Origin of the sequence: Paenibacillus peoriae KCTC 3763 (genome assembly GCF_000236805.1) — a bacterium.
In the GTDB taxonomy this organism is placed as follows: domain Bacteria; phylum Bacillota; class Bacilli; order Paenibacillales; family Paenibacillaceae; genus Paenibacillus; species Paenibacillus peoriae.
In genome coordinates this window covers 704,348-729,487 of the sequence record NZ_AGFX01000011.1, presented here as the reverse complement: position 1 = coordinate 729,487, position 25,140 = coordinate 704,348, and the positions used below count along the sequence as shown (strand labels likewise).

The 25,140-nt window shown below is 48.1% G+C and carries 27 protein-coding genes; 2 read left to right on the top strand and 25 right to left on the bottom strand.

Translation table 11 applies throughout. The features are described from left to right. Positions 1 to 83: 83 nt before the first annotated feature. The gene (locus tag KQI_RS28730; RefSeq protein WP_169314544.1) at positions 84 to 242 is read left to right on the top strand and encodes a hypothetical protein; all 159 of its coding nucleotides are present in this window, start codon (positions 84 to 86) and stop codon (positions 240 to 242) included. Positions 243 to 586: 344 nt separating this feature from the next. On the opposite strand, the gene KQI_RS0105870 is transcribed toward KQI_RS28730, so the two are convergent. The 17 genes from KQI_RS0105870 to KQI_RS0105785 all read right to left on the bottom strand — a co-directional run bounded on the left by KQI_RS0105870 (position 587) and on the right by KQI_RS0105785 (position 17,510). Then, positions 587 to 1,369: a (S)-acetoin forming diacetyl reductase gene (locus tag KQI_RS0105870; protein WP_169314543.1), complete on the bottom strand. Its 783-nt coding sequence runs from the start codon at positions 1,367 to 1,369 to the stop codon at positions 587 to 589. A gap of 732 nt (positions 1,370 to 2,101) precedes the next feature. Beyond that, complete coding sequence (locus KQI_RS0105860) at positions 2,102 to 2,626, bottom strand: cell wall elongation regulator TseB-like domain-containing protein (protein ID WP_010345808.1); 525 nt, start codon at positions 2,624 to 2,626, stop codon at positions 2,102 to 2,104. A gap of 38 nt (positions 2,627 to 2,664) precedes the next feature. Continuing rightward, positions 2,665 to 3,966 carry an amidohydrolase gene (locus KQI_RS0105855; RefSeq protein ID WP_010345807.1) on the bottom strand — a complete coding sequence of 434 codons (1,302 nt, stop codon included), beginning with the start codon at positions 3,964 to 3,966 and terminating at the stop codon, positions 2,665 to 2,667. Further along, positions 3,953 to 4,606, bottom strand: a complete 654-nt coding sequence (locus tag KQI_RS0105850; RefSeq protein WP_010345806.1) for a redox-sensing transcriptional repressor Rex — start codon at positions 4,604 to 4,606, stop codon at positions 3,953 to 3,955. Before KQI_RS0105850 ends, KQI_RS0105855 begins: the two co-directional genes overlap by 14 nt. Positions 4,607 to 4,648: 42 nt before the next feature. Continuing rightward, positions 4,649 to 7,516, bottom strand: a complete 2,868-nt coding sequence (dinG, locus tag KQI_RS0105845; RefSeq protein WP_010345805.1) for an ATP-dependent DNA helicase DinG — start codon at positions 7,514 to 7,516, stop codon at positions 4,649 to 4,651. Positions 7,517 to 7,674: 158 nt separating this feature from the next. Then, positions 7,675 to 8,322, bottom strand: coding sequence for a tetratricopeptide repeat protein (locus tag KQI_RS0105840; protein WP_010345803.1), 648 nt, complete (start codon positions 8,320 to 8,322; stop codon positions 7,675 to 7,677). An 82-nt stretch (positions 8,323 to 8,404) separates the two neighbouring features. Further along, positions 8,405 to 8,788, bottom strand: coding sequence for an aspartate 1-decarboxylase (gene panD, locus KQI_RS0105835; RefSeq protein ID WP_007430795.1), 384 nt, complete (start codon positions 8,786 to 8,788; stop codon positions 8,405 to 8,407). Then, positions 8,781 to 9,722: a pantoate--beta-alanine ligase gene (gene panC, locus KQI_RS0105830; protein ID WP_010345802.1), complete on the bottom strand. Its 942-nt coding sequence runs from the start codon at positions 9,720 to 9,722 to the stop codon at positions 8,781 to 8,783. The genes panD and panC overlap by 8 nt, the downstream gene beginning before the upstream one ends. Further along, positions 9,719 to 10,618, bottom strand: coding sequence for a 3-methyl-2-oxobutanoate hydroxymethyltransferase (panB, locus tag KQI_RS0105825; protein ID WP_010345801.1), 900 nt, complete (start codon positions 10,616 to 10,618; stop codon positions 9,719 to 9,721). Before panB ends, panC begins: the two co-directional genes overlap by 4 nt. Positions 10,619 to 10,965: 347 nt before the next feature. Continuing rightward, positions 10,966 to 11,940 carry a biotin--[acetyl-CoA-carboxylase] ligase gene (locus KQI_RS0105820; RefSeq protein WP_010345800.1) on the bottom strand — a complete coding sequence of 325 codons (975 nt, stop codon included), beginning with the start codon at positions 11,938 to 11,940 and terminating at the stop codon, positions 10,966 to 10,968. Further along, positions 11,933 to 13,246 (bottom strand): CCA tRNA nucleotidyltransferase, encoded by a 1,314-nt coding sequence (locus tag KQI_RS0105815; protein WP_010345799.1) that lies wholly within the window; start codon positions 13,244 to 13,246, stop codon positions 11,933 to 11,935. Before KQI_RS0105815 ends, KQI_RS0105820 begins: the two co-directional genes overlap by 8 nt. Before the next feature lie 55 nt (positions 13,247 to 13,301). After that, positions 13,302 to 14,465, bottom strand: a complete 1,164-nt coding sequence (bshA, locus tag KQI_RS0105810; protein ID WP_010345798.1) for an N-acetyl-alpha-D-glucosaminyl L-malate synthase BshA — start codon at positions 14,463 to 14,465, stop codon at positions 13,302 to 13,304. Between the two features lie 127 nt (positions 14,466 to 14,592). Then, positions 14,593 to 15,285, bottom strand: coding sequence for a bacillithiol biosynthesis deacetylase BshB1 (gene bshB1, locus KQI_RS0105805; protein ID WP_010345797.1), 693 nt, complete (start codon positions 15,283 to 15,285; stop codon positions 14,593 to 14,595). Beyond that, positions 15,282 to 15,719 (bottom strand): methylglyoxal synthase, encoded by a 438-nt coding sequence (gene mgsA / locus KQI_RS0105800; RefSeq protein WP_010345795.1) that lies wholly within the window; start codon positions 15,717 to 15,719, stop codon positions 15,282 to 15,284. The genes bshB1 and mgsA overlap by 4 nt, the downstream gene beginning before the upstream one ends. Before the next feature lie 57 nt (positions 15,720 to 15,776). Next, entirely contained in the window at positions 15,777 to 16,580 is an 804-nt protein-coding gene (gene dapB / locus KQI_RS0105795; RefSeq protein ID WP_010345794.1) for a 4-hydroxy-tetrahydrodipicolinate reductase, read from the bottom strand. 31 nt (positions 16,581 to 16,611) lie between these two features. Continuing rightward, a complete protein-coding gene (locus KQI_RS0105790) occupies positions 16,612 to 17,130 on the bottom strand; it encodes a tetratricopeptide repeat protein (RefSeq protein ID WP_010345793.1) in 519 nt (172 codons plus the stop codon). 50 nt (positions 17,131 to 17,180) lie between these two features. Beyond that, positions 17,181 to 17,510, bottom strand: a complete 330-nt coding sequence (locus KQI_RS0105785; protein WP_010345792.1) for a nucleotide pyrophosphohydrolase — start codon at positions 17,508 to 17,510, stop codon at positions 17,181 to 17,183. Between the two features lie 211 nt (positions 17,511 to 17,721). On the opposite strand from KQI_RS0105785, the gene KQI_RS0105780 reads away from it, so the two are divergent. Then, on the top strand, positions 17,722 to 18,591 hold the full coding sequence (locus tag KQI_RS0105780; protein ID WP_010345791.1) for a YitT family protein: 870 nt from the start codon (positions 17,722 to 17,724) through the stop codon (positions 18,589 to 18,591). Between the two features lie 94 nt (positions 18,592 to 18,685). On the opposite strand, the gene KQI_RS0105775 is transcribed toward KQI_RS0105780, so the two are convergent. From KQI_RS0105775 to KQI_RS0105735, 8 genes are all read right to left on the bottom strand, one after another. Then, positions 18,686 to 19,543: a sporulation protein YpjB gene (locus KQI_RS0105775; RefSeq protein WP_010345790.1), complete on the bottom strand. Its 858-nt coding sequence runs from the start codon at positions 19,541 to 19,543 to the stop codon at positions 18,686 to 18,688. Positions 19,544 to 19,628: 85 nt separating this feature from the next. Further along, the gene (locus tag KQI_RS0105770; RefSeq protein WP_010345788.1) at positions 19,629 to 20,279 is read right to left on the bottom strand and encodes a DUF1405 domain-containing protein; all 651 of its coding nucleotides are present in this window, start codon (positions 20,277 to 20,279) and stop codon (positions 19,629 to 19,631) included. 259 nt (positions 20,280 to 20,538) lie between these two features. Continuing rightward, positions 20,539 to 20,718 (bottom strand): IDEAL domain-containing protein, encoded by a 180-nt coding sequence (locus KQI_RS0105760; protein WP_007430809.1) that lies wholly within the window; start codon positions 20,716 to 20,718, stop codon positions 20,539 to 20,541. A 22-nt stretch (positions 20,719 to 20,740) separates the two neighbouring features. Beyond that, positions 20,741 to 21,247, bottom strand: coding sequence for a gamma carbonic anhydrase family protein (locus KQI_RS0105755; protein WP_010345787.1), 507 nt, complete (start codon positions 21,245 to 21,247; stop codon positions 20,741 to 20,743). Positions 21,248 to 21,299: 52 nt separating this feature from the next. Then, the gene (locus tag KQI_RS0105750; RefSeq protein ID WP_010345786.1) at positions 21,300 to 22,409 is read right to left on the bottom strand and encodes a hypothetical protein; all 1,110 of its coding nucleotides are present in this window, start codon (positions 22,407 to 22,409) and stop codon (positions 21,300 to 21,302) included. A gap of 168 nt (positions 22,410 to 22,577) precedes the next feature. Beyond that, complete coding sequence (locus tag KQI_RS0105745; protein ID WP_010345784.1) at positions 22,578 to 23,180, bottom strand: histidine phosphatase family protein; 603 nt, start codon at positions 23,178 to 23,180, stop codon at positions 22,578 to 22,580. 33 nt (positions 23,181 to 23,213) lie between these two features. Continuing rightward, the gene (locus KQI_RS0105740; protein ID WP_010345783.1) at positions 23,214 to 23,840 is read right to left on the bottom strand and encodes a hypothetical protein; all 627 of its coding nucleotides are present in this window, start codon (positions 23,838 to 23,840) and stop codon (positions 23,214 to 23,216) included. After that, positions 23,837 to 24,433 carry an RNA polymerase sigma factor gene (locus tag KQI_RS0105735; RefSeq protein ID WP_007430814.1) on the bottom strand — a complete coding sequence of 199 codons (597 nt, stop codon included), beginning with the start codon at positions 24,431 to 24,433 and terminating at the stop codon, positions 23,837 to 23,839. Before KQI_RS0105735 ends, KQI_RS0105740 begins: the two co-directional genes overlap by 4 nt. Between the last annotated feature and the right edge of the window lie 707 nt (positions 24,434 to 25,140).

Sequence of the window (25,140 nt, the reverse complement as noted above, 5' to 3'; positions counted from 1 at the left end):
CTATCATATTTGTCTATCACTCAGAAATATAGTATATCATATCGTATATCGAATATCGAAGGCAATGTGTGGAGGAGTTGGGGTTGGGCAAAATCATTGGTTATGGGTGGGGGGAGGCGCTACGTGTAGGATTTGATCTTACGATCGCTGTTGCCGCCGGATTTTTTCGATTAGATTCTTATAGGGAAAATCCGGCGGCAGTATATGCTTCCGAAGCGAGCTTTCTTACAGAAAGCTTTTAGGCGAACGCTCCGCTTCTCCAGATTCAAATCCTCCACTCCGCTGCTGCCCGCCATAAAAATGAATTTTGCCTTAGGAGAGAGGTTGGGTAGGTAAAGATGCTTCGCTGGCTTTCAGCCGAGCTTCGCGTGTGTTGCTAGTTAAAAAGACGTAAATACGAATTTCATCGTATTTACGTCTTTTATTTTACTTCTGATGTCTATATTTATTTCACTATTCTGGCTTTCTTTGCGTTCTTTCAGGTACTCATACTCCTATAAGCAGCTTGGCTATAATAAGAATTTGCAAACAGCACCTGCACTGCATTTATAAGAGATTTATTACCTCATCGCTAATAACATAGCCTTTATAGAAACATCATGCCGCCGTCGATCAGAGGGGATTGTCCTGTCATGTAATCGGAATCCGGGCCTGCCAGAAAGGAGACAAAGGCTGATACATCTTCCGGTGTAGAGAGACGACCAAGCGCGATTTTGCTACCGAATTCCTTGGTGGCATCGCCTACAGCTTCACCTTTGGAGGCCGTAATTTCTTTATCAATTCCACTCCACATCGGAGTTTGTACAATACCGGGGCAGTAGGCGTTTGCTGTAATGCCATATTGCGCATATTCCTGAGCCGCGGTTTGTGTTAATGCTCGAACTGCAAATTTAGTTGCAGAATAAATGCCCAGATTGGCGTTACCGACATGACCTGCCTGTGAAGAGGCATTAATGATTTTACCCCCATGACCCAGCTCTCTAAATTGGGCTGCGGCCGCCTGAATGCCCCACAGTACACTGGTCACATTGATGTGAAACAGCTTATCAAAATCAGCCAGCGTAACATCATCCAGTAGCTTGGCGGGAGCAATCCCCGCATTATTTACAATGACATCAAAGCCCCCGAGTTTTTCAGATACTTCCTTCACAGCCGCAAAAACCTGATCCCGGTTGGAAACATCGACTTTAAGCGCAATCGAGCGCCCTCCTGCCTTTGTAATCTCACCAGCCACACTTTGAGCTGTGCTTTCATTCAAATCTACGACTGCCACGGCGAAGCCATCCTGACTCAGACGTAAAGCGATAGCCCGTCCAATCCCTTGACCTCCACCTGTTACCAATGCAACTTTCCCATCCATTTTTCCCATGTTCATGAATCTCCTTTTGCGAATAAGTAGTCATGATAACATAGCCACAAAATTATGGGTTACGTTAGTCCGCACCTAAAATTAAACCATTTTTAGGAAAAAATTATTATGATATATGTAATAGACTTCATATTTAGCCTCTTTAAGGTAATTGAAAAACATGAAATCCAAACTTATAAAATTACATTTGAAGGCACTGCGCAGGCGGATACGGATTTATACTCAAATAATCATGCTATGATAAATACGAATCAAACATAAAACCAAAAAGACGTAAACACGAATTAAATCGCATTTACGTCTTTTTTTAACTTTCAATCATCCCAAGCTATATAAACTGAGTTTAAAAGTTACCTTTTGCGCTACTCCGCAGCAGGATGGTGCTTTCCATCGCCATAGCCCCTAGAGCATATGTCAGAGGAGAAATCCGGGGACAAGACTGACTAATGTAAAACCTAAAACGGAGACAAGCGCAGCGCGGCGCCCGTTCCCTCCTACCTCATCTCCCTGGTGTTTGGAGTGACTCCTTGGCGATCAGCCAGCGGAGTGGGCCATTTGAATCTGAAGAAGCGGAGCGTTCGCCTTTGCTAGGGGATTCTTACCTTGAAATATTTAATATAATAAAGAATCCCGTAGCAACAGCGATCGTAAGATCAAATGGACTACGCAGCGCTTCAAACCCGCCTAACCCACCTAACCTTCCAAACCACCACCAGCCACTCCCACATCACTCTAGTAATTAGGCAAAGTATACTTTACCCCCGTCGATCCCCCATCTGAAAAACGGTAAAAGGTATAGTTATGATAGCTTCCATCATTGTAAAACAGCTGCCACACATATTCGCCATTGAACACACTTGGCTGGAGGCTCACGATCTCTGCATCTGGAAGTTGCTGCTGAATAATTGCCGTCATTTTCTCCTCGTCGACTCCGTTTTTCAATAGCTCGGTATGAACACCACTATTATCTGCGGCAGGTACATTAGGCTGCCCCTCCACTTTTTGAAAGGGAACCCACACCATTATATTTTCATTTTGGGCATTTTTCCCTTGAACTACCCAATATATCTGGCTCCATACTGACTTCCATGTACGAGTCGTGCTGACCAGACCACCCGATTGCTTGGCCTTTATGATAGCGGCATTTCTCTCGGCCACCTGGTCTTGCGTAACATAAGAATAATACCAGAACATGCTGACCAGGATCAGTATCACGCCCAAAATAGCGACCGCTATCCATTTTTTCTTATTTTTCAAAACCTGTGCTTCCTCTCTAAGGGGATGTGACACCTGAATTAGCGCGACAGCAGCCCTTCAAAGGCGGCTTGTGCCTCATGTTTGATGCGTTCCTCGTCCATCGTCAGGCACTCACCGTTTTTCACGACCTGACGACCGTCTACCCACACATGGGCCACATCCTTGGCACTTGCAGAGTATACAGCATGGGAAATAAGGTCCGTACGCGGCAGGAAATGAGCCTGATTCAGATCCAACGCGATAAAGTCAGCCTTGTTGCCTGCTGCCAGCACACCCACCTCTTTTAAACCAATCGACTTTGCGCCGTACTCGGTTGCCAGACGCAGTGCTTCATTCGCAGGAACCGCCGTAGGATCACCGGATACTCCCTTATGAATGAGCGCAGCCAGGCGCATTTCCTCAAACATATCCAGATTATTATTGCTGGCAGGACCATCCGTACCGAGAGAAACGGTAACCCCTGCACGCAGCAACTCAGGTACTCTTGCTACACCACTTGCCAGCTTCAGATTGCTGCCCGGATTATGGGAAACCGCTACACCACGTTCTGCCAGCAAGGCTATTTCCTCGTCGTTCAAATGCACACCATGGGCAACAAGCGAAGGACGGGAGAAAAAGCCGAGCTTATCCAAATGTGCAACTGGACGCAAGCCATAATCACGTACGTTTTGCTCAACTTCGGCAATAGTCTCGGACATGTGGGTGTGCAGCGGTAAATCCAAATCATGCGCAGCCTGTACAAATTTTTCAATAAATGCAGGCGGACATGTGTATGGCGCATGCGGAGACATCATTGTTGTAATGCGACCCTCTGCCTTGCCATGCCAGTTACGTGCAAAAGTCACAGCCTCAGCCAGCTTGATTCGCTGCTCCTCCTCTGAGCATAATCCAATCGCTCCACGCATCAGACTCGCACGAATGCCTGATTCTTCAGCCACACGAGCCACCTCATCCATATGATCGTACATATCCAGGAAGGTCGTCGTACCGCCTTTCAGCATTTCCAGCACAGACAAGGAAGTACCCCAGTATACATCTGAAGATGTAAATTTGGCTTCCATCGGCCACATTTTCTCCTGAAGCCATACTTGAAGTGCCAAATCATCACCATACCCACGCAGCAGTGACATCGCCGCATGACCATGCGTATTAATCAGACCTGGTAAAAAGAGCAAGCCTTTACCGTCAAACGCTTCCGTGTCTTCCTCTCCTGCAGGCAAAGTCTCGCCAATGTAGGTAATCCGGCTATCCTCCACAATCATATAGCCATGGATCACCCCGGCCTCAGGTCCGTTTACGGCAAAAGAGCCGTTTTTAATCATCCATTTATTCACTGTCATGTTGCGATTCTTCCTTTCCATCCTCTAAATAATAAGCCAAGCTTAGCAAATCGGTTGTAAAATCTGTGGAGTGTACCCGGATGTTGTCCGGGGTCTTCAGAATGATCGGTGCAAAATTCAAGATCGCTTCAATACCACACTCAATCAGCTTGTCGGCCACTTGCTGCGCTTCGAAATCCGGTACAGTAATAATCCCGATCCGAATATTTTTTTCTTTCACAGTCGCTTCCAATTGATCCATTGGCTGAACGACCAGCGTATTGATCATCGTTCCGGTCTTCTCTGGAACCGCATCAAATACGGCTACAATTTTCATATTGTCTTTTAAGTAAGCATTATAATTCGAGAGGGCTTGACCCAGATTACCTGCTCCGACCAATGCAACGTTGATTTGCTGGTCAATTTTCAGGATATGACGTATTTTTTCAATAAGATAGGTAACATCATAGCCGATACCCTTTCGGCCAAAATCTCCAAAGTATGCGAGATCCTTGCGGATTTGGGCTGGATTCAAATTCAGCCTTTGTCCCAGATCCTGGGAAGAGACCGTAGCCACTTCCCTTTTGTTCAGTGCATTCAGATAGCGTAAATATACGGGTAACCTCCGTACAACTGCCTCTGAAATTTTTTCAGATTTCATACTTGCTCCCCCTAATTGTAACGGATATGTCTTCGTGTACCTTTATGCGTCAGTCTCCGGGTTGGTTTGGAGCCATTCAGAGATGCGGGGCACCATTTGCTCCGTCGGCATATGCTCCATTTTGGGTCCCGGTAACGAATATAGAAAGTGCTTTCCGTAATAGGATTCGATGACACGTGTATCGTAAACGATGACGACCCCGTGGTCGCTCGCTGTACGTACCAAACGCCCAAATCCCTGTTTAAAGCGAATGACCGCCTGTGGAACAGACAACTTCATAAATGGATTTTTCTTCTGCTGCTGGAGCAGCTCGCTTTTCGCCTCCAGCAATGGGTGATTGGGTGGTTGAAATGGCAGTCGGACGATTGCCAAGCAAGTCAACGCCTTGCCCGGAATATCGACACCTTCCCAAAAGCTGCTGGTTCCCAGCAACACAGAAGCCTTGGCCTCCTGAAAACGTCGGGTCAGCTTGCTGCGGCTCCCACTGTCCACACCCTGTCCCAGCACAGTGATGTCGCTCGAAGACAATGCCTCTTTGAGCGGCTCATACACTTGCCGGAGCATCCGGTAGGAGGTAAACAGAACGAGCATTCTCCCCCGGGTCGCCTGAGCAGTCGCGCCTAGCGAGCTGACAAGCATATTAACAAAATGCGCATCTCCTACACTGCCCTTTACACTCGGGAAATCGCGGGGAATGACCAGCAGTACCTGATCCCTGTAGTTAAAGGGCGACGGGAGCTGCGAAGTCATCAGCCGTCCCTCATCTGCGGCTTCCTGCAAACCGAGCTGATCGGTCATGTACTGAAACGATTTATCCACCGATAAAGTAGCTGAAGTCAGAATGATGCTTCTTTTTTTGTCAAAAAACATTTCTTTCAACTGACGGCTCACATCTACAGGCACTGCATAAAATTGCAATGATTTACTGCGGAATTGCCCACTCGCTTCAAGCCAGTAGACGGTCGTCTCATCATCAAGACGTATAAAGAGACGCAAATTCTCCTTGATCCCGGCCAAATCCTTGAGCAGTCCCGTAATATCCGTAATAAGGCTGTCAGCCGCATAATCATCATATTCTTCCTTTACGTCCAGCATGAGCTTGTCACCCTTGCGCAAAATTTCGCTTAGTGTGACATTTAGCTGATTTTCCAGCGCAGACGCTTGATCCCACTTGGCAGGCTTGGCCGACGGCTTGAGCCGGGCAGAAAACTGTCCCGTTTCACCCGGTGTCGCATCGGTTCGCTCCGGCAGCATACCGAATAGCTTGTCGCTTAACAGATCCCACGTCTCCTTGACCTCCAGCACAAGCGGATATAGCTGGTCGATAGTCGAAGCCCAATCTGCCGACTTTTCGTGTCCAGACTTTACCAGTTGCTGGCGCAGTGAAGGCAGCTGTCCATTCTTGCTGTCTTTGAATAGCCGAGTCAGTGTATGAACGAGTGTGAAATATTTCATATGCATGCCCAGATGCTTGCCAGCGACTTCCTCCAGGTGGTGTGCTTCATCAATGACCAGATGCTCATAGCTTGGCAATAATTGATGGCTTGCCTTGACATCCGTAAACAGCTTGGAATGATTCGTGATCACCACATCCGATATTCCCGCCTCATGACGTGCACGATGGTAAAAGCATTTGCGGAACCACGGACAGGAGCGGCCAAGACAGGACTCGGAATCACTTGCCACCGTTTCCCAAAAATCTCCGCCACGGTTGCTCAGATTCAGTTCTTCATCATCACCGGTTTCTGTCAGCGTCAGCCAGACGATCATCTGAGCCGCCGTTATTAAATCTTCCTTTGGTGTTGCGAAGTCTCTTCTGTTTATTTTATGTTCAAACTTGCGCAGACACAAATAGTGCCCCCGACCCTTAAAAATGGCAGCCCGGAACGGGAACGGAATCACCTTCGTCAGCATCGGAATATCGCGCTCGCGCAACTGCTCCTGCAGGTTGATTGTATGCGTACTTACTGTAACCCGCTGTCCATATTTTACACTGTGATACAGTGATGGCAGCAAATAACCTAGCGACTTGCCTGTTCCTGTCCCCGCCTCGATCAACAAATGCTTGTCTTCACTCAGCGCCTGATTTACATCCTCTATCATTTGTACCTGCGCTTCGCGCTCCTCGTATTGGCTTAAGGATGAACGCAATTGATCTCGCACATCGTCCATGTATTTCTCAAAGGAAACACCCGACAGCGGATTCGGGTCATCTTCTCTGCGCGGAGCTGCCAGCTCTGTCCAATCCTCCACCTTGAGTGCAAGCTGACGATAAAACTGATGCCCCTCCAAATCCTGAATGGGATCAAGCTCTTTCTCTTCACGTACCCCGTCAAGAAACCAGCCAAGATCACTGTCTTCTTCTGCAAACAAATCGCTGAGCCGCTGGATCGTGATTAAAGGCAACGCTTGAAGCTCACCCAGACACTTTAAGAACACCTCAGCCGTAGCCAGCGCATCGCTGTCTGCTTGATGGGGGCGATCATGAGCCAGCCCGAACTCAGCAGAAACAAACCCGAGTTGATAGGAGGAGAGCGATGGAAACATGATTTTCAGAAAATCCATCGTATCCAAAATTCTGCCGCTAAACGGCAGGTATCCGCACCGATCTAAAGCGTTTTGCAAAAAATTAAAATCAAATGCCACATTATGACCGACCAGCACAACATCATCCAGCAAAGGGACAAGCTCCATCATCATCTCTTCAAGTGCAGGAGCATCCTTAACGTCATCGTCTGTAATTCCGGTCAACCCCGTAATAAAAGGCGGAATGGATCTGCCAGGGTTCACATAAGAACCGTAAACACGGGAAATGCTGTTATCATGATCTATAATTGCAAGTCCGACTTGAATGATGTCATCCGCGGACTGGGTGCCTGTCGTTTCAAAATCCAATACCGCAAATTTCATTCGAGCTTAATCCTTTCTTTTGACACATACAAAAAATAATAACTCTGTATAACAGCATATCAGAAGATCGCCTTTTTGGAAATTAAGACAGCCAAAAAAGACGATGCACACGCCGCCTGGAGAGGTGGGCATGCATCGTCTTCCCCGGTGTCTGACAACTACATCCAGCTCATCACCAAGCTGTCGTAGCGAAGCATTTCGGTACCGGACAAACAGGCTTCCATATTGTGCAAGGGCTCGGGCATCGCAGGATCGAGCTGATGCGCGAGAGCAAAGCATTTTTGCGCAGCCTCTACGTCAGTCTGTTTGGCCATCAGACAGCCAAGCGCGTTATAGATGGCCGCTTTGAGTGTCGGCTGCTCAGTCAGGTCAAGCACCTGCTCAAAATGGCGTACAGCCTGCGCTGTATCCTCCAATTGAAAATACGCCATTCCTAAATACATACGACTTTGCCAGCTGTTCGGAAAATGCTGTAATACCTGCTCGAACTGTTGAATTGCCTCAGGGTACATAAGCAGTTGGTAATATCCTTGTCCCCGATTATAGGCAGGCAGCTCTTTTTCAGGCTGTTCCTTTCGAGTTAGCTCCGTGTCAGACATATCGGACTCTGCGGAAAAACCGGCCGCTCGCAGGCAAACCATTTTTTCCTCAAAGGCCAGCCATTCATCCATAATTCTGTCACTCATTTTCCGCAGCAAACTCCAATGCTGCAGCAGCTCCTGTTTGCGCGAGCCTTGGGCTGATGGGTAATGCTTCACGATATCATCTAACATGCTGTTCATTTCTGCGAATACATGCTGGAACATGTGCATCCCGCCCTTACGAAAGATGGATTAGTACACTCACATTTTTCGCCTAAAGGGCGGGTTTCATCCCCACTCCCATTCATTACATGATCGTAGCGTGTACTTCCTTATTCGCCGTTTGGGCTGGTTTATTATGCTCATCCACGAATACTACAGTAGGTTTGTATGTTTTTGCCTCTTCATTTGACATCGAAGCGTAGGAAATAATAATGACCGTATCACCAGGCTGCACCAGACGCGCTGCTGCACCGTTGAGGCAAATCACGCCGCTGCCACGCGGTCCAGGGATAACATAGGTTTCCAGCCGCGCTCCGTTGTTATTATTTACAATTTGAACCTTTTCATTTTCCAACAGATCGGATGTCTCCATCAAATCCTCATCAATCGTAATACTCCCCACATAGTTAAGATTGGCTTCCGTCACCGTCGCCCGGTGAATTTTCGATTTCATCATCGTTCTAAACATGGGAAAGCACCTCCGCTTTCTGTAATCTTATATTGTCTATCAGTCGGGTGTTCCCAAATTTCACCGCCAGCGCTACAATGATGTCCTCTTCAACATCACTTAACCGCTGCTCTGGAAGAATTGGCTCCAAGCCGGGAAAAGTTAATATTTCAATATAGTCAATGTCTGCCAAGGGCGAGGATGCAATGGTGGACTCCACCATTTGATATACCTGTCGGGTCGTAAACGTGTTCTGTACAACATCCTCACTCACTTCACGCACTTTGCGCAGTGCCTGAGACAGCACCAATGCCTGCTCCCGCTGCTCTGCACTCAAATACACATTGCGTGAGCTCAGCGCCAAACCGTCAGCCTCTCGGACGATCGGGCAAGGTACAATGGTCACATTCATATTGAGATCGGTCACCATCTGCTGTAGCACAGCAACCTGCTGCGCGTCCTTCATACCAAAGAAGGCCAGATCAGGATTGACCATGTTAAACAACTTGGCCACCACCGTCGTCACACCATCAAAATGTCCTGGGCGTGAAGCGCCGCACAAGCGTTCGGTCAAGGCGGATACGTGAATCTTGGTTCGGGTTGGCTGCGGGTACATTTCTGCTACAGTTGGCAAAAACACAATATCCACGCCTTCACGCCGTGCTACCTCCAGGTCACGTGCTTCATCACGAGGGTAGCTGTCCAGATCTTCATTAGGTCCAAATTGAATCGGGTTGACGAAAATGCTGAGCACCACTGTATCCGACATTTCACGCGCCTTTTGCATCAAGCTCGCATGCCCTTCATGCAAATACCCCATCGTTGGTACAAAGCCGACCTTATGTGACTGCTGCACAGAGGCAGAATCATTTACCGCTTTTGCTCCATTTGCGCCAAGCTGCCGACGTTCAGCGATAGCCTGTCGCAGCTCGGCCACTTCTCTTACGATGATCATGACCGAGATTCCACCTTTTCCTTAGCTTGTTCCTGTGATTGCCCTTTCGCCTTACCGTACAGAGCTTCCACGACACGGTCATCTGCACTGAACACATGCTCTTCAGCCGGAAAAGCCCGTCCCTTCACATCGCTCACATATTGCTCAATACTGCTGCGGATCAAGCCGCCTACATCGGCATAGGTTTTGACAAAGCGCTTGCTGTAATAAGGCGATGCGTATTGAATCAGATCGTGGTAGACCAGCACCTGGCCGTCGCATCCGCGTCCAGCGCCAATTCCAATGGTCGGAATGGATAGTTCTTTGGAAATGGCAGTTGCGACTTCCTCAGTCACCAGTTCCAGTACAATGCCAAAGGCACCCGCCTGCTCCAATGCCTTGGCATCCTCCATCAACCGACGTGCGTCTGCTTCGTCCTTACCTTGAATGCGATAGCCGCCAATCTGATTGACTGCCTGTGGTGTAAGACCGATATGTCCCAGTACAGGTACTCCTGCCTGAACAGTCGCTTTTACGACATCGGAAATTTCCGCTCCGCCTTCCAATTTGACAGCATGCACATGTCCTTCCTGCATCAGACGGCGGATGCCCTGAAGGCTTTCCGATACGCTGCTGTGGTATGTCATAAAAGGCATGTCCGCTACGATAAATGTATGCTCCGCGCCTCTTGCTACCGCCCGGGAATGGTACACGATATCGTCCAAAGTTACGGGAATGGTCGAATCGTAACCAAGAACCACGTTACCCAGTGAATCACCCACGAGAATCATGTCTATTCCCGCCTCCTCGGCTATTTTAGCCGATGGATAATCGTAGGCAGTCAGCATGCTGAGCGGAATGCCCTCCTGCTTCATTTTTTTCATTTTCACAATATTCAGTGCTTGTTTTCCCGCCATTGCGAATGGCTCCCTTCCATCTTTTTTTGGCACAAAAAATAACCTTTTATGAACGCCTGCATATGTGCGTCATTAAAAGGTCCGAACAGCCAAAAAAGACACTCATTTTGAGATCGTCCCTTCTGTCTCGGTCCTGTTCGGCTCAGAGCAGAATCCAACGTAACCTTCAAATGAAGTTATGATGGTTTTTACAAACTTGCTAAAGTAGAGCATGTGCCCTTGGAGTGCAGCTCGGACCGTCCGATGCCGCCTCCTGCACAGTATAACAAAAATCATCCGCTTTTACACGTGAAGTTTTACACAGGAATCGGAACGATTGGCGCTGTTATTCACAGCTATATTCGCTCTTATAATTGTATATCGCCTGAAATGACCTGAATTCGCTCTCCCTGATCCGTTTCTACCACTAGTGCTCCTGATGGGTCCAGACCAACAGCTGTACCTTCCACCGCTATCCCTTGTCCGGTATGTGCCCGTACGCTGCGGTTTATCGTTACAGATAACGCCTCCCACAGCATGGCTATCGGCTGAAATCCCTGCTCCGCATACAACCTGCACAGCTGCTCCATCTCTTCCAGCACCGCAGCAATCAATTCAGTACGGTCAATTTCACGCCCTGCTTCTATTTTCAAGGACGTTCCCAACGGAGTTAATTCTTCGGGATAATCCTCCGTATTCAAATTCACATCAATGCCGATGCCGGCAATACAATAGCGGACCCGTTGATCCTCGGTTGCCGCTTCCAGCAGGATGCCGCACACCTTGCGGCCATGAATAAGCAGATCATTGGGCCACTTGATGCCAGCCTCCACACCCGTCAGCCTACGAATGGCCCTGCACACCGCTACACCTGTAAGCAGTGTCAACTGGGGAGTCATACCCAGGGGCTGGGTGGGACGCAGCACCATGCTCATCCAGACGCCTTTGCCACGAGGTGAAAACCACTTCCGGCCCATACGCCCCCGGCCTGCCGTCTGTTCCTCCGCGATCACGACAGTCCCCTCCGGTGCCCCCTCTTCTGCCAAACGCATGGCATCCTGCTGTGTGGAGACCGTCGAATCCAGAATAACGATACGTTGACCAAACGATTCGGTTTTCAATGCACGTGCCAGCTTGGAAATCTCCAGTCGGTCTGGTTGGGACACCAAGCGGTAGCCACGACGCGAGGAGGCTTCAATGGTATAGCCCAGCTCACGCAGCTTGTTAATCTGCTTCCATATGGCCGTGCGACTGACTGAGAGGCGGCGGCTGATTTCCTCACCCGATACATAATCGGATGCCCCCTCCTCCAGTATGCCTAACAATCTTTCATGATTATTCATTACTTATCACCTGTTTCGCTTCCTGAAGCAATGCTTCTGTTTCATTCGGTATATCTCCGCAAGCAGCAGCCAGTAAAAGCCGTTCCATCGTCTGTCCCAGCCAAGGCCCACCCCGTCGATTCATCGCTTGAACCAGTATATTTCCTGTAATATTTAAATCCTTAAGACGAATCACTGCAGCTTGCTTCGTCCACATGTCTGCCAGCTCTGCCATCCTCGCTACATGCTTGTCTGCCTCAGGAGATAATCTGCGGAACGAAGCAGGCAATACCTTATTAAGCTCAAGCCAATCAGCAGCGGTATCCGGTCCCAGCTTGATTAACAGTTGAATCCAGCTGCGGCGGAGTACCTCATCATTAATCTCGTCCGAAGCGGTATCACCAGCTATTGCAACAGCACGGCTAACTAGCTCGGTCTCCCATTCCAGCAGATGAACCAGTCGCAGACGTACAGCGTTGGAGAAGGTCCAAGCTCTCAGCAGCTCATCCGCCGCCTCTGAGTTCAGTCTGCAAGACAATAGAAGCAGGCCCCAACGCAGTTCATCCGGCAGCTGCACGATCCCGCTAAGCGCGTCCCCTTCACATTGCTCCCAGGGAACCGACACCTTTGTGCAGGCCAGCAATCCGCTCCGGCTCAGCATGTCCAGACCGCGTAGCGGGTCTGGTCCCGACAGCATCTTTTCCAGTTCGACTCGCACGCGTTCCATCGCTATATATCGAAGTCCTTCTCTCCGCCCTAACATTCCTTTCCAGGTGTTGAACGCGATGCGGAAACGGAAAACAGATGCAAAACGAATGCAACGCAGCATCCGCAATCCGTCCTCTTCAAACCGTTCCTCGGCTCGCCCCACACAACGGACAAGAGCAGCGCGCAAATCGGCTTCTCCTCCAAACGGGTCCACTCGCTCACCATATTCATCCATCGCGATCGCGTTCATAGTAAAATCACGCCGCATCAGATCCTCCCGGATCTCCTTCACAAAAGCAACTTCCGTTGGGCGGCGGTGATCAACATAGCCGCTTTCCGTACGAAATGTGGTTACCTCGAATGCATGACCGCCCTGCATGACCGTAACCGTCCCATGCTGAATTCCTGTCGGAATGACATGAGGGAACAGGGCTATGACCTGTTCAGGTTCAGCCGAAGTGGTCAAATCCATATCGTGAATAGCGCGGCCTAATAGCTCATCCCGCACACAACCGCCAACCCAGTAAGCCTCGTGACCTGCTGTCGTAAGTGTATGTATGACCTCTTTGCCATGAAGAGCCATCTCATGATCCGCATATTGCCAGGTATTCGTGTTCACAGGGTTTCCCCCTTTGCAAATATTCAATAAAAAAAACGGACGCGAGTCCGCCTCCTTAAACGCAGATCGGTTTAAGCTCCGGCACCTCGCGTCCCAACACACGGTAATATATTTCTTCATATTGACGGCTAATCAGCCTATCACAGAAAACAGTGCGAGCACGTGTCAGACAAGCTTCACGGAAACGCTCTGCCATCGCTTCATCGGATAACAGCTCGACTGCATACTCAGCCATCGCCTCAGTATTGCCAATTTCAGCAAGATAGCCCGTACTTCCATGTACAACAAGTTCAGGTATACCGCCTGCCTGAGAGCCAACGGTCGGCACCCCGCAAGCCATGGCTTCCAATGCAACCAGCCCAAAGCTTTCTTTTTCCGAAGGCAGCAGCAGTACATCCGCCATGGAAATAACTTGTGCAATCTCATCCTGCTTACCCAAAAAGAATACCTTATCCTGTAAGCCCAATTCTTCGATTTTACAGCGGATTTTTGGAAGGTCCGGCCCTTCCCCGACCAGCAGCAGCTTCGAAGGTACTTTTTCCTGCACTCGTGCAAATATATCCAATACGTCTGCCACCCGTTTGACAGGGCGGAAATTGGAAATATGCATCATAATCTTTTCATCCGGCTGGGCAAAATCTCTCCGCAGCGCAGCCGCATCCCTTGGATAATACACGCGCTTGTCTACAAAGTTATAGGTCAAATCAATGGGCCGTGTAATCTCAAGCGCATCTATCGTTACACGAATCAAATCCTTGGACACTGCGGTCACAGCGTCGCTTTTGTTAATAGCCAGTCGAATCAGGTCCTTCAACGATTCATCCTGCGCCAGCACCGTAATGTCCGTACCGTGCAGCGTGGTCACCACCTTGAGGTGATCGCCGACCATTTCCTTGGCCAAATATGCGCATACCGCATGTGGCACGGCATAATGAACATGAAGTACATCCAAATTTTTCATTTGTGCGACCTGGGCCATTTTTGTCGCTAACGACAAATCATAAGGCGGGTATCTGAACACATAATAATCGTTAACCTCAACCTCATGATAAAATATATTTTTTTGGAATGCCCCGCCTAATCTGAACGGAATGCTGTTGGCAATAAAATGGACCTCATGTCCCTTCTCGGCCAGCAACTTGCCCAGCTCTGTCGCTACTACGCCGGAGCCACCCAGCGACGGATAACAGGTAATTCCAATCTTCAATTTGTCAGTCAAGTTAAGCTGCCCCCTTCCGTTCATCAGTAATGACTTTTAATCATAGTAACACACCAAATACAGTGCACATATCTGTCCGTTTTACGTCGGATGCTGTGCATTTATATGTCAAGAATTTTATAAATCCTTATGTGAATAGCTTAACCAGATGAGGTGTTTTGGACGCAAAGCCCTCTGCATATGAAATCAGCTTGCGCTGACCCAGCAGAGAATCCCTGGCTTTCACGCGCTCCACATAGCCCTGATTTAATGGTGTAGCTACCGTGTCCTTGCCCGGTGCAGCCTGAAATTGCGAAGCATAGCTTAACAGCGATTGCTCCTTGGCTTCGTAGTGCTCCGTAATGTCCACGATCAGGTCCGTTCTGCCGATGTCATTAATAAAATAAAAATATAATTGCTCCACCTGCACCGCAGGTTTTTCCGGCATAAAGCGTCGTAGCTTGGCGTTAAACACCGCTTCCTCCACCAGCTTACTGCACATCACATGATCGGGATGCCGATCCTCCCAATACGGAGCAAATACGACTTTCGGAGCATGCCGTCTGATTTCGGCTGTAACTGCAGCTACATGCTCGGGTGTCACATATAATCCACGGTCAGGCAGTCCCAAATTCGTGCGTACGGCAAGCCCCAGTACTTTCGATGCGCGCTCTGCTTCTGCCATACGAGTATCCACATCCCCATTGGAGGACATTTCAGCTCTCGTCAAATCGCACACGCCCACCTTAAAACCAGCAGCTGTATGCTTGGCAATCGTGCCTCCCATGCCAATCTCAGCATCGTCGGCATGGGCTCCAAAAATCAGTATATCCAGCGTCATTTGATATCACCCAGTTCGCCAATACCCGGTTTATATTTATGTACCAGCTCACGCCACGCAAAATCGCCGCGATCCAATGCTTTAACCAGTATTTCAGCCGTTGCAACATTGGTTGCCAGAGGAATCCCCTGCACGTCACACAGACGCAGCAAGGCACTAATATCCGGCTCATGCGGCTGCGCCATTAACGGGTCACGCAAAAATATAATCAAATCCATCTTGTTTTGCGCAACCAAGGCCCCGATTTGCTGGTCTCCCCCAAGCGGCCCTGACATGAAACGGTGAATTTGAAGCTTCGTTTGCTCCATAATACGCAGACCTGTCGTGCCGGTCGAATACAATTGATGGTCTGTAAACACATGCTCATATGCCGTTACAAAATTAACCATTTCATCCTTTTTACGATCATGCGCTATAAATGCAATCTTTAACATTCGAAATTCCTCCTGCCTCATTCTATATTTCCGTTCGTCAATTCATTCGCATTATTCTTAATCAATGTAATGCTCAAACCCGTACACAAGTCCAGGCTGCTCCATGACCTTTTGAATACCGATTTTGACACCAGGCATATAGCTTGCCCGCTCATAAGAATCCTGACGGATTTTAAGAGATTCTCCAAATCCTCCGAATATCACTTCCTGCTGCGCGAATACGCCGGGAAGCCGGACACTGTGGATACGAAAGCCCTGATAGTAGCCGCCACGTGATCCTTCCAGTAATTCCTCCTCTTCCGGGTTGCCCTGTCGCAGCTCCTGACGCCGCTCCGCAATCAGTTCTGCCGTTTTAATGGCCGTTCCCGAGGGCGCGTCCAATTTTTGGTCACCGTGATATTCGATAATTTCCAGATGAGGATAGTATTTCGCCGCCTGAGCCGCAAACCGCATCATCAAAATGACTCCAATGGAAAAGTTAGGCGCAATCAGACCACCAATCTGCTGTTCCCGGCACTGCTTGTCCAGTTCATCAATCTGCTCAGGTGTAAAACCTGTAGTTCCCATAACCGGACGAACTCCATGCTTGATCGCAAGCGCTGTATGTGTGTACGCAAAACGCGGCCCCGTAAAATCGACCATGACATCGGGCCTGCTATCCAGCAAAGCCTGCTCCACATCTTCCACAATAGCGATGCCCGCTTCCGGCAGTCCGACGAGAAGGCCGGCATCACTGCCGGCGTGCGTTCTGTTCACTGCGGCCACAAGCTGTAGTTCCTCATCCTGAAGAACCAATTTGACAACCTCACGGCCCATACGCCCTGCTGCTCCTACTACAGCTACTTTTATTGGCTCTGACATATCCCTACAACTCCTTATGCATCAATTTGTGCTAGATTTGTTCATTCATCCGTTGGCATAACTTCTTCATGAGATTGGCAAGCTGTACATTGTGAGGAAACAAGGCAGCCGCTTCGCGAGCAGCCTGCACAGCCAGCTTATATTGATTCAATTCGTCATAAATCAACGCAAGCAGCATAAATGCATCACCGCATAGCGGATCAAGGGCAATTGCCTGTTCCAGCAGCAAGATTGCATCTCGATGCAGCTGTGGTGTAGTTTTGTCGACATCCAGCATCTTTCTGGCCTTCTCCGTAAGTTGCCTGGCTTGCTGCGCGTGCAGATGAAGCACATATTCATCCTGGTGTGGAGCCAGACGAATCGCGTGCTCTGCGTAAGTGAGCGCCTGCTCCAAACGTCCGCTGCGAGCATAGGTAACCGAACACCGGAAATAATGCTCCGCATGATCAGGCTGAGCTGAAATCGCTTGTTCAAACCATTCCACGGCCTGCTCAAAATCGTTCTGCAAAATGCATTGATAAGCTTTCTGAACGTATTCCTCCGCCTTCATGACACTGCACCTCCGGGTAACCGGTTTGATACAGCATATGTACAAAACGCCTAATCGGTGTCCTTTTTGGTCCAGCGATTCGCGTCACGTGTATTAAATTTATGCATGACCTTATCATGAGCCTCGGTCAAATTTATACCCAGCGAATTCGCAAAGCAAACCGTGATAAACAAAATGTCTCCCAGCTCCAGTTCAATGGAATTGTCGGCCTCATCCGTTTTTTTCGGCTTCTCGCCAAAGGAGTGATTCACTTCCCTCGCCAGTTCCCCGACTTCCTCGGACATCCGGGCGAGCATCGCCAAGGGGCTAAAATACCCTTCCTTGAATTGAGATATATACTGGTCTACCTCACGTTGAATATCATCTAACGATTTTTCCATGAAGCATACAATCCCCCTATGTGCAGGTTTATTCATATGTTATCGTAAAGCACATTTTAAAACAAATTTTTTTTAATTAAACTTGTGCCTCCAACATGTGATCATTAGTCTTTTAAAGCTACCATAAAAAGGTATACTAAACATAAGGATCAACGGTTCACCCTAAATACCTAAAATCGTTCATCACCAAACTGCTATTGCGAGGGATTACATGAAGATATCCAAAATCATGGAACAGCTTAAAATGATTTTACCCATTCTGCTCGGCACGGCCATCTATGCATTCGGTCTGCTATATTTCATTATACCCAGCAAACTGATGGAAGGCGGCATTACAGGGATTACCCTGTTGCTGAATTATGCTTTTTCCATTTCACCTTCCCTCTCCACCTTGCTCCTGAATATTCCTTTATTTTTAATCGGATGGAAAATGCTTGGCGGCAAGCAGATTATATATACAGGGGTAGGTATCGGGTCGCTCACTTTTTTTCTGTGGCTGTTTGAAAAAATGATTCATTTCGGATGGATGGGGACATTTCAGACCGAACACGATTTTATACTTTCTTCATTATATGCGGGGGTTACACTCGGGGCAGGGTTAGGTATTGTGTTCCGCTTTGGCGGCACCACTGGCGGCTCGGATATTATCGCTCGTATTTTAAATCGAAAATTTGGCTGGAGTATGGGACGAATTCTGCTGGTGATTGATATTGTCATTATCGGTGCCTCATTGCTTTACATACCAAAAGAAAAAATTCTCTATACGCTAGTCGCCGTGTTTATCGCGTCCAAGATTATTGATTTTATACAGGAGGGGGCTTATTCAGCCAGAGCTTTTATGATTATCAGTGACCATACGATGGATATTGCCGATATAATTACAAAAGATATGGATCGGGGAGTTACGATTATTCCCGCTGTAGGTGCATTTTCCAAACAAGCGAAGCATGTTGCCTACTGCGTCGTGCCACGTCAGGAAATACGGCGTTTGCATCAGATTGTGAAGTCCGTCGATCCACGAGCATTTATCATCATCCAGGATGTACATGATGTGCATGGAGAGGGCTTCAAAGAGGAATAGCCCGGAAACCCGGGCGAGGACTAAAGTATTTAGAATGGATTAATGGCTAAAGCTACGACGGTTCGAATAGTTCAGACTGTTCAGCTGCTCAGCGTTATCCGAAGAACCCGGTTCTATATTTACGGTAACCTACATACGTCAGCACCAGCAGAACCATCATCCCGATTGCCAGTTCTGCTCGGCGTTCGCTTTCACGCGGGATAAATGGTGCCAGTGCTGTGGCATCCTTTTCACGCCCAAACAAAGCATTAAACGTAGGGTTGCCCTGTTCCAATGCCCCCCTAATCGCTGAGGCATTTACATTTTGCTGATCCCCCAATCCTTTGACGTAGGAAATCCATGAATCGGTTCGCACGACCTCGCTTGTCTTGCCGTGGATCAGTGCTGCTGTGCGGATCGTCACATAGTGATCCTCCAGCACCGCGGCTCCTGCTGCAAAACCCTTCATATTCCCTTTTGCAAATTGGGTGTTTAGGCCGCTGACATCTTCTTTTAAAATTTTATAATACTGCTGCCATAAAGGCTGGCGCGGATGGGCAAGCGCATCTGTCGCAAGCCGCAAATTGGCCGCTGCCTTCACCCACTCATCTGGCGAAGCTTGTACGGACTGTGTAGCCTGCTGCACCTCAAGAATGCTGCCGGATAAAGCATGAATAGCCTCTACAGATAACGCTGCCTGTACCTGACCGGTGCTGAACCATCGGATCACCTCGCCTACATCTGCGCGCGCTTTTTCAATATTCCCGTCCATTACATCCCGATACAGTATCGCAGCAGCTTGATCCAGTTTTTGAATTTCATTTGCATTACCTACGGATTTTGATTGTACAGACTCTGGCTGATCACGTGCTTCTGCTATACCTGGAGGGACGCAGACAGACAGCAGGACCATAGATAATACAACACCCAAAGCAACACGGAACGTAACACGAAACACCTGACCCCAAATCATGGGACATCCCTCCTCACCTTACTGTATGGCAAGGTTACCGGGACTAGAACTGGCATTAGGTGAATCGTATGAAGTCAACTACGACTCAAGCTGTATCTCGATGAGACGATGCCTTTTGATTGCGCGCCAGCATGGCCAGCCATGCTGCTACGATACTGAAAAGGGTCAGCATATAGGTAAAAGCACGCACCTGCGGTACATCATCTACTAATGTTTTCGGAAGGTACGGATAAATACCAAATGTATAATCCATCGTATCATTTAGCAGTGTCCACACAGCGGCCAATCCCAAAGCGATCCATTTGCAGGTAAAAAAACGCACAAATAGCAGTGCTTCGACGGCCATGGCCGTATGAGAAGCCACCAGCATCCAATCCTGCCATACCATATGCCCTCCCTGGGCGACACCCCAAAAAATAATAGCCGAGGCCCAGATGCCATACTTGACACTTGTGACCACAGCCAGCGCTTCCATGAGCTGACGAATGGCCTTCAAGCTCTTGCGTTGTGGAGGATAAAGCAGAAATACGATAGAGATCGTAAAAAACAGGCTGGCTGTCGGACTATCAGGCACAAATACAATTTGCCACAGCGGATGATAGTTTAGCGTATATTCCAGCTGTCCTTTATACCATATATACCCATACACAGTTCCAACCAGATTACACCAGAACAGCAGCCATAAAAAAGGCCGGCTCGTCAGGAACGACCGGCTCCACCAATAAGACAATGACACGTCCTTCATCCTCCGTTCATACGACAGATGCCCTTGCAGGCCCCATCCTATCAAAACTATATCATATCCGAGTATATAAGAAAAACGTCTATCGATGTACTTTCACGGAAGCCAAACCTGGCTTAGCGGAAGTATTTTTGCGATTATAGATTTTAAAAATGTTCAAAAAAACCTGACCGCTGCTACGGTCAGGTTGGTGATTATGATTTTGAACTGACGATGGGACTGGAATGGCAAGCCGAAGCTTCCTGAAATCGTTTTAACTCATCGCTCTCAGCTCATCCGTAAGATGACGAAAAGCTACTTCATCACCTGTGGCCAGCGCCTCATCAATATCCTTGTAGAGCTTTTCGCTCCGGTGTTTACGTAATGCCTCGTCCAAAACCATTTCAGCAGACAGGCCCAACATGACTTCATAAGTAACCTTCATTTTATCCATAGGATGCACCTCCAACATGAGTTTAAGAGATCCTATATTCTTTTCCTTTCGCCACATAGCTGAGTGCCGTTCGCGACATCCGCTGCAAATCCGCATCAGTCAGTTCACGCACCACTTTGGCAGGTGTACCAAGAGAAAGAGTATAGGGTGGTATTTTAGCATTTTCCGTAACGACCGACCCTGCTCCTATTAAAGCATATTCACCAAGTTCCGCTCCGTTGAGTACAATGGCCCCCATACCAACTAAAGTGCCTTTGCCCACCGTACAGCCATGGATAATGGCGGCATGTCCCACCGAAATATCATCCGCCAGCACCAGTGGCTGGTCCGTGTTCACATGTCCCACGACCCCATCCTGAATATTGCAGCGTTCACCGATGATGATAGGTGCCATATCCCCGCGCAGTACGGCATTAAACCATACGGAGGAATCTTGGCCGATCGTTACCTTTCCAACAATTTTTGCTCCTTCTGCCACATAGACAGATGAATGGAGCTGCGGCAAATTTCCGTTATAGTGAATCAGCATCATCTTCACCCTCTCATTTTGGGTGAAATTCTATCAACATGCTTGCTGCTTGTCAATGGAGCCGTATACCCGGGTCGTTCCTCCCAATCCGGCACTCCCCTGCCAGCTTCAGCCCCCAGGCCGTCATCTGTACAGATGGCTCCGTCGGGTGCTCACCTTGACGGAGCATACCCAAATGCAGCATCATTCGGATGATCCTCTGATCAAAGACCGAACGGGGCGTATCATAGTAAAACGGTCGAATCAGCGGCCCGATATGTACAAAAAGCGACTCTGAGGAGGTCCAAGGCCTGGCACATTCTCCAATCCAATAGACTAGAGAAAGCAGATTGGGAACGGCTCCTTTATACAATCTTAACCAGAACCTGAATAGCTGTATCATTTCATCCTCAATTGCGTGCTCCCTATGCGCCTCCCCCTTTGCCGTCAGCACAACCCGATCCCCCTTCTCCTCAATGTACCTGGAGTGACGGGCATAATCATACAGTAGTGCCATTCGGTCTGGATAAAACTTAAAAGAGGAACCGTATCCGAAACGCCAGCCCCCCTTACCCAGCAGGGGCTCTGCAATATGCAAATGCTCCATCAGTTGCTGCTGATTGCGACGGTACCAAGCCCCCTCGGGGTTTAACGGAACCTCATGCTGCTCCACGTATTGAAGGAAAAGCCGTAAATCCTCCGCCAAGAGATGTCCCTCTTCCCGGTACGATGACGGTTCACTTACCCGGGTCATTCCGTTTTGGAGATCACGCACCATAACACGGCGAAAGCGCTCCTTCATATCCAACGGAATTTGGAATAAATATCTCGTATTGTGCGTAGAACCGTTAAACAGCCAGCCGCTAGAGCGCAGGCGGGTCACGATGTCCCGTGGCCGCTCACCAGAATCCACGTCCCCCTCGACAGATTGCTTGGCAATCGCAATCAATTCTTCCATACTGAAGTAAGGTCGATCATCGAACAGCAGTGCATTCAAAAACCTTATCTCTGACAATCTCAGCTCCCTAACCTGCGTCTCAAAAAAACTGCTGCTACCGAGCTTTGTCAAAATACCCTGGATTAGCTCATGCTTGGAATTGGGCTTACAGTCACAATCGTAATACACCGCAATTCTGTTCAAGTGCACAATATCCGCAAATGTCAGCATATCCGCCAGATTCATCGTTCCATCGCCTCGCCACTGGACTGTCATCCGGAAATGATTCTTACCTGTTGTACCCACAGCTTTGACGGAATGCTTAGACTCTAAACCTCTTTTTTTGTAAAGGTATAATTTAAAAAACAAAAAGGGCACGATATTCTACAGTGCGTAGAATGTCGTGCCCTTGCCTTATCTTTCTGAATTACATTCACATTTTTCTTGCAAATGCTTCGTACAATTATACAACAATGGTGTCCAATCGGCATCTTCACGTTGAAGTATACTCAATGACAAATTTCCAATTCGTTCTGTGTACTTTTCCTGATACAAGGCCTTGTACAAATTAGCCAAAAAACCGCCGTGGGAAACAACCAGCAGATTCTTCTCCCGATTTTCTGACCAAATGGCTTCCATAAAAGCCAGCCCGCGCTGCTGAAGAGCCTCATCGCTCTCCTGCCCCAGATCAAGCAGGTGCCAGTCGATCCCCCACTTTTTCTCACGTTCGGCCTGTGTCATTCCCTCGACCTGACCATAAGCACGTTCTCTTAATCGATCATCCGGCTCCAGTAGCGGCAGTTGCAGAGCAGAAGCAATAATCTCTCCCGTCTCCTTCGCTCTGGAGAGGCTGCTTGTAATAAGCCCGTCCCAATGATAAGGTTCTTCCTTTAGTCGTTCTGCCAGCAAGCGTGCCTGCCGTCGTCCTTCCTCATTCAACGGAATATCACTGTGGCCCTGAATTTTCCCCACCGCATTCCAGTCTGTCAATCCATGTCTGATCAAACCAATAAGCATCGTGTCATTTCCTCCGCTATTCTGTTATTCAGGCTAATTTCTAACCCTTCTCGTCCGATGGATCCAGCCCAGAGAAAATAAGGCAAGCGCAAGCGCCAATATGGACAACAATATCCAATATTGTGGGTAGGTCGGAACAATGTTTGCAACCAGCGGGTCCATAATGCCCCTATTCATATCTTTAATGTGATATTGATATTGTGGAGATGTACTTGTAGTTTTCAGCAAGCCTGTTGGTAAAATGCCCGTGTCCATGACAGGTGCCGCTTGAGGGGGATTTTCCTGAGAGGAGCTTCCATTCCAATTCAAAAACAAAAAGCTGCACAAAAATACGGCCAAAAAACCGGCAATCCATACAGACATATACTTACGGGCTGCCGGGTTCACACGCGCACGTCGATGCTCGCCAGGAACAAGCCACGGTGACTCTTCATAAATCCGATCCATGACCCGGCGATTCATCGCCTCTACCTGCTGATCTGTTATTTCAAAAGAAATATCACGGATAGCGGATCGACTTTCTTTTGGCAAATTCCATTCTTTCTCTTCCGAACCAAGCTCCCACTTGTCAGACGAGCCTTTGGCTCGTCTGCGCTCCGAGTCTTGTTTCGATACATTTTTGCCTGTAGCGAACAAATCCTCAGCGTCCCTGGATTTCATTGGCTGCTCATCCCTTCGTTTTCCTCATAGAGAGGTTCAAAAAAATAAGGCTCCAACTGCGTCTTCACACTGGTTCTTGCCCGGAAGAGCAATGACTTTACCGCACTGACCGTCTGCCCTAAAATAGTCGCAATCTCCTGATAGTCCAATTGCTCATATTCACGCAAAATCAGCGCTGATCTCTGCTTTTCAGGCAATCTGTTGATCGCTTCACGGACCATCTCTACCTTCTCGCCGCGCAGGACGGCCTGCTCCGGAATCACATCCGGTGGTGCTACCGGCACATAACCGCTCTCCTCCAATGGAACCTGACCGCTACGATGCTTGCGAAGCTCGCTTAGCACTGTATTGCGTGCAATCGTATATAGCCAAGTGGAGAACGATGCGTCAACCTCACGAAAAGAATGCAGGCTCCGGTACGCTTTATAAAACGTCTCCGAACATAAGTCCTCAGCGATCATTTCCAGGTTCGAACTTTTCAGCATATGATAAACAAAAGCTAAAATTTTACGTTGGTGCCGCCTCATTAATTCTGAATAAACCTCAACATTACCTTGTTTGATTTCCTGAATCATCTGGGAATCTGTCATCATCCGAGTGAGACCCTCCTCGCCCATACATGTGCTGTTTCCCCACCCGATTCTGTCTATATATACCGAACAGGTCAAAAAAAGTTGCGCCCTCTGCGCAAATGATAAAACAGCATCATGGAACATTTGTTATTTTCTTACCCTATGTACTGCCAACATTAACGGTGCTATCCCCAACATTACTCAATATCCCTAAGGTCTTACCTATTGTACCACAAAATGCCCGCCAATAAAAAAGTCCAAAATCCCCGTAATTTCCATCAATGTCTCCCTGACGCTGGCAACAGATTCAAATATGCGACTTTTCAATTGATTTTATGTTTTTTCAAGCTAAAGTAGATGAAGTGACGTATCAATTGAATCCATTTCTTGGATACTATGTTTGAATAATTAGCAAAAAGAAAACGCTTTAAAAAACGATTGACAAAATGAAAACGTATACATATAATAAAAGTACAGTATGGTTTCTCTCCACTCCTATCCTACTCAGCTACTTTTAGAAAAGTAGCTACCACCTGGGGCCTTTACCCAGGTGGTCTTTTTTTTGTTTAAAAACAGAATTTTTTTATACAAAAAAGCGGACGAAGAAACCTTCGCCCGCTTCAGGCTGTCGAGAAAATCTTGACAGCCTATTTTATGTTGATTTTGTTTAAAACGACACCGCGTTAATGTTGTATATTATATTTTGCAGAAAGGTAAAGAAAAACTAG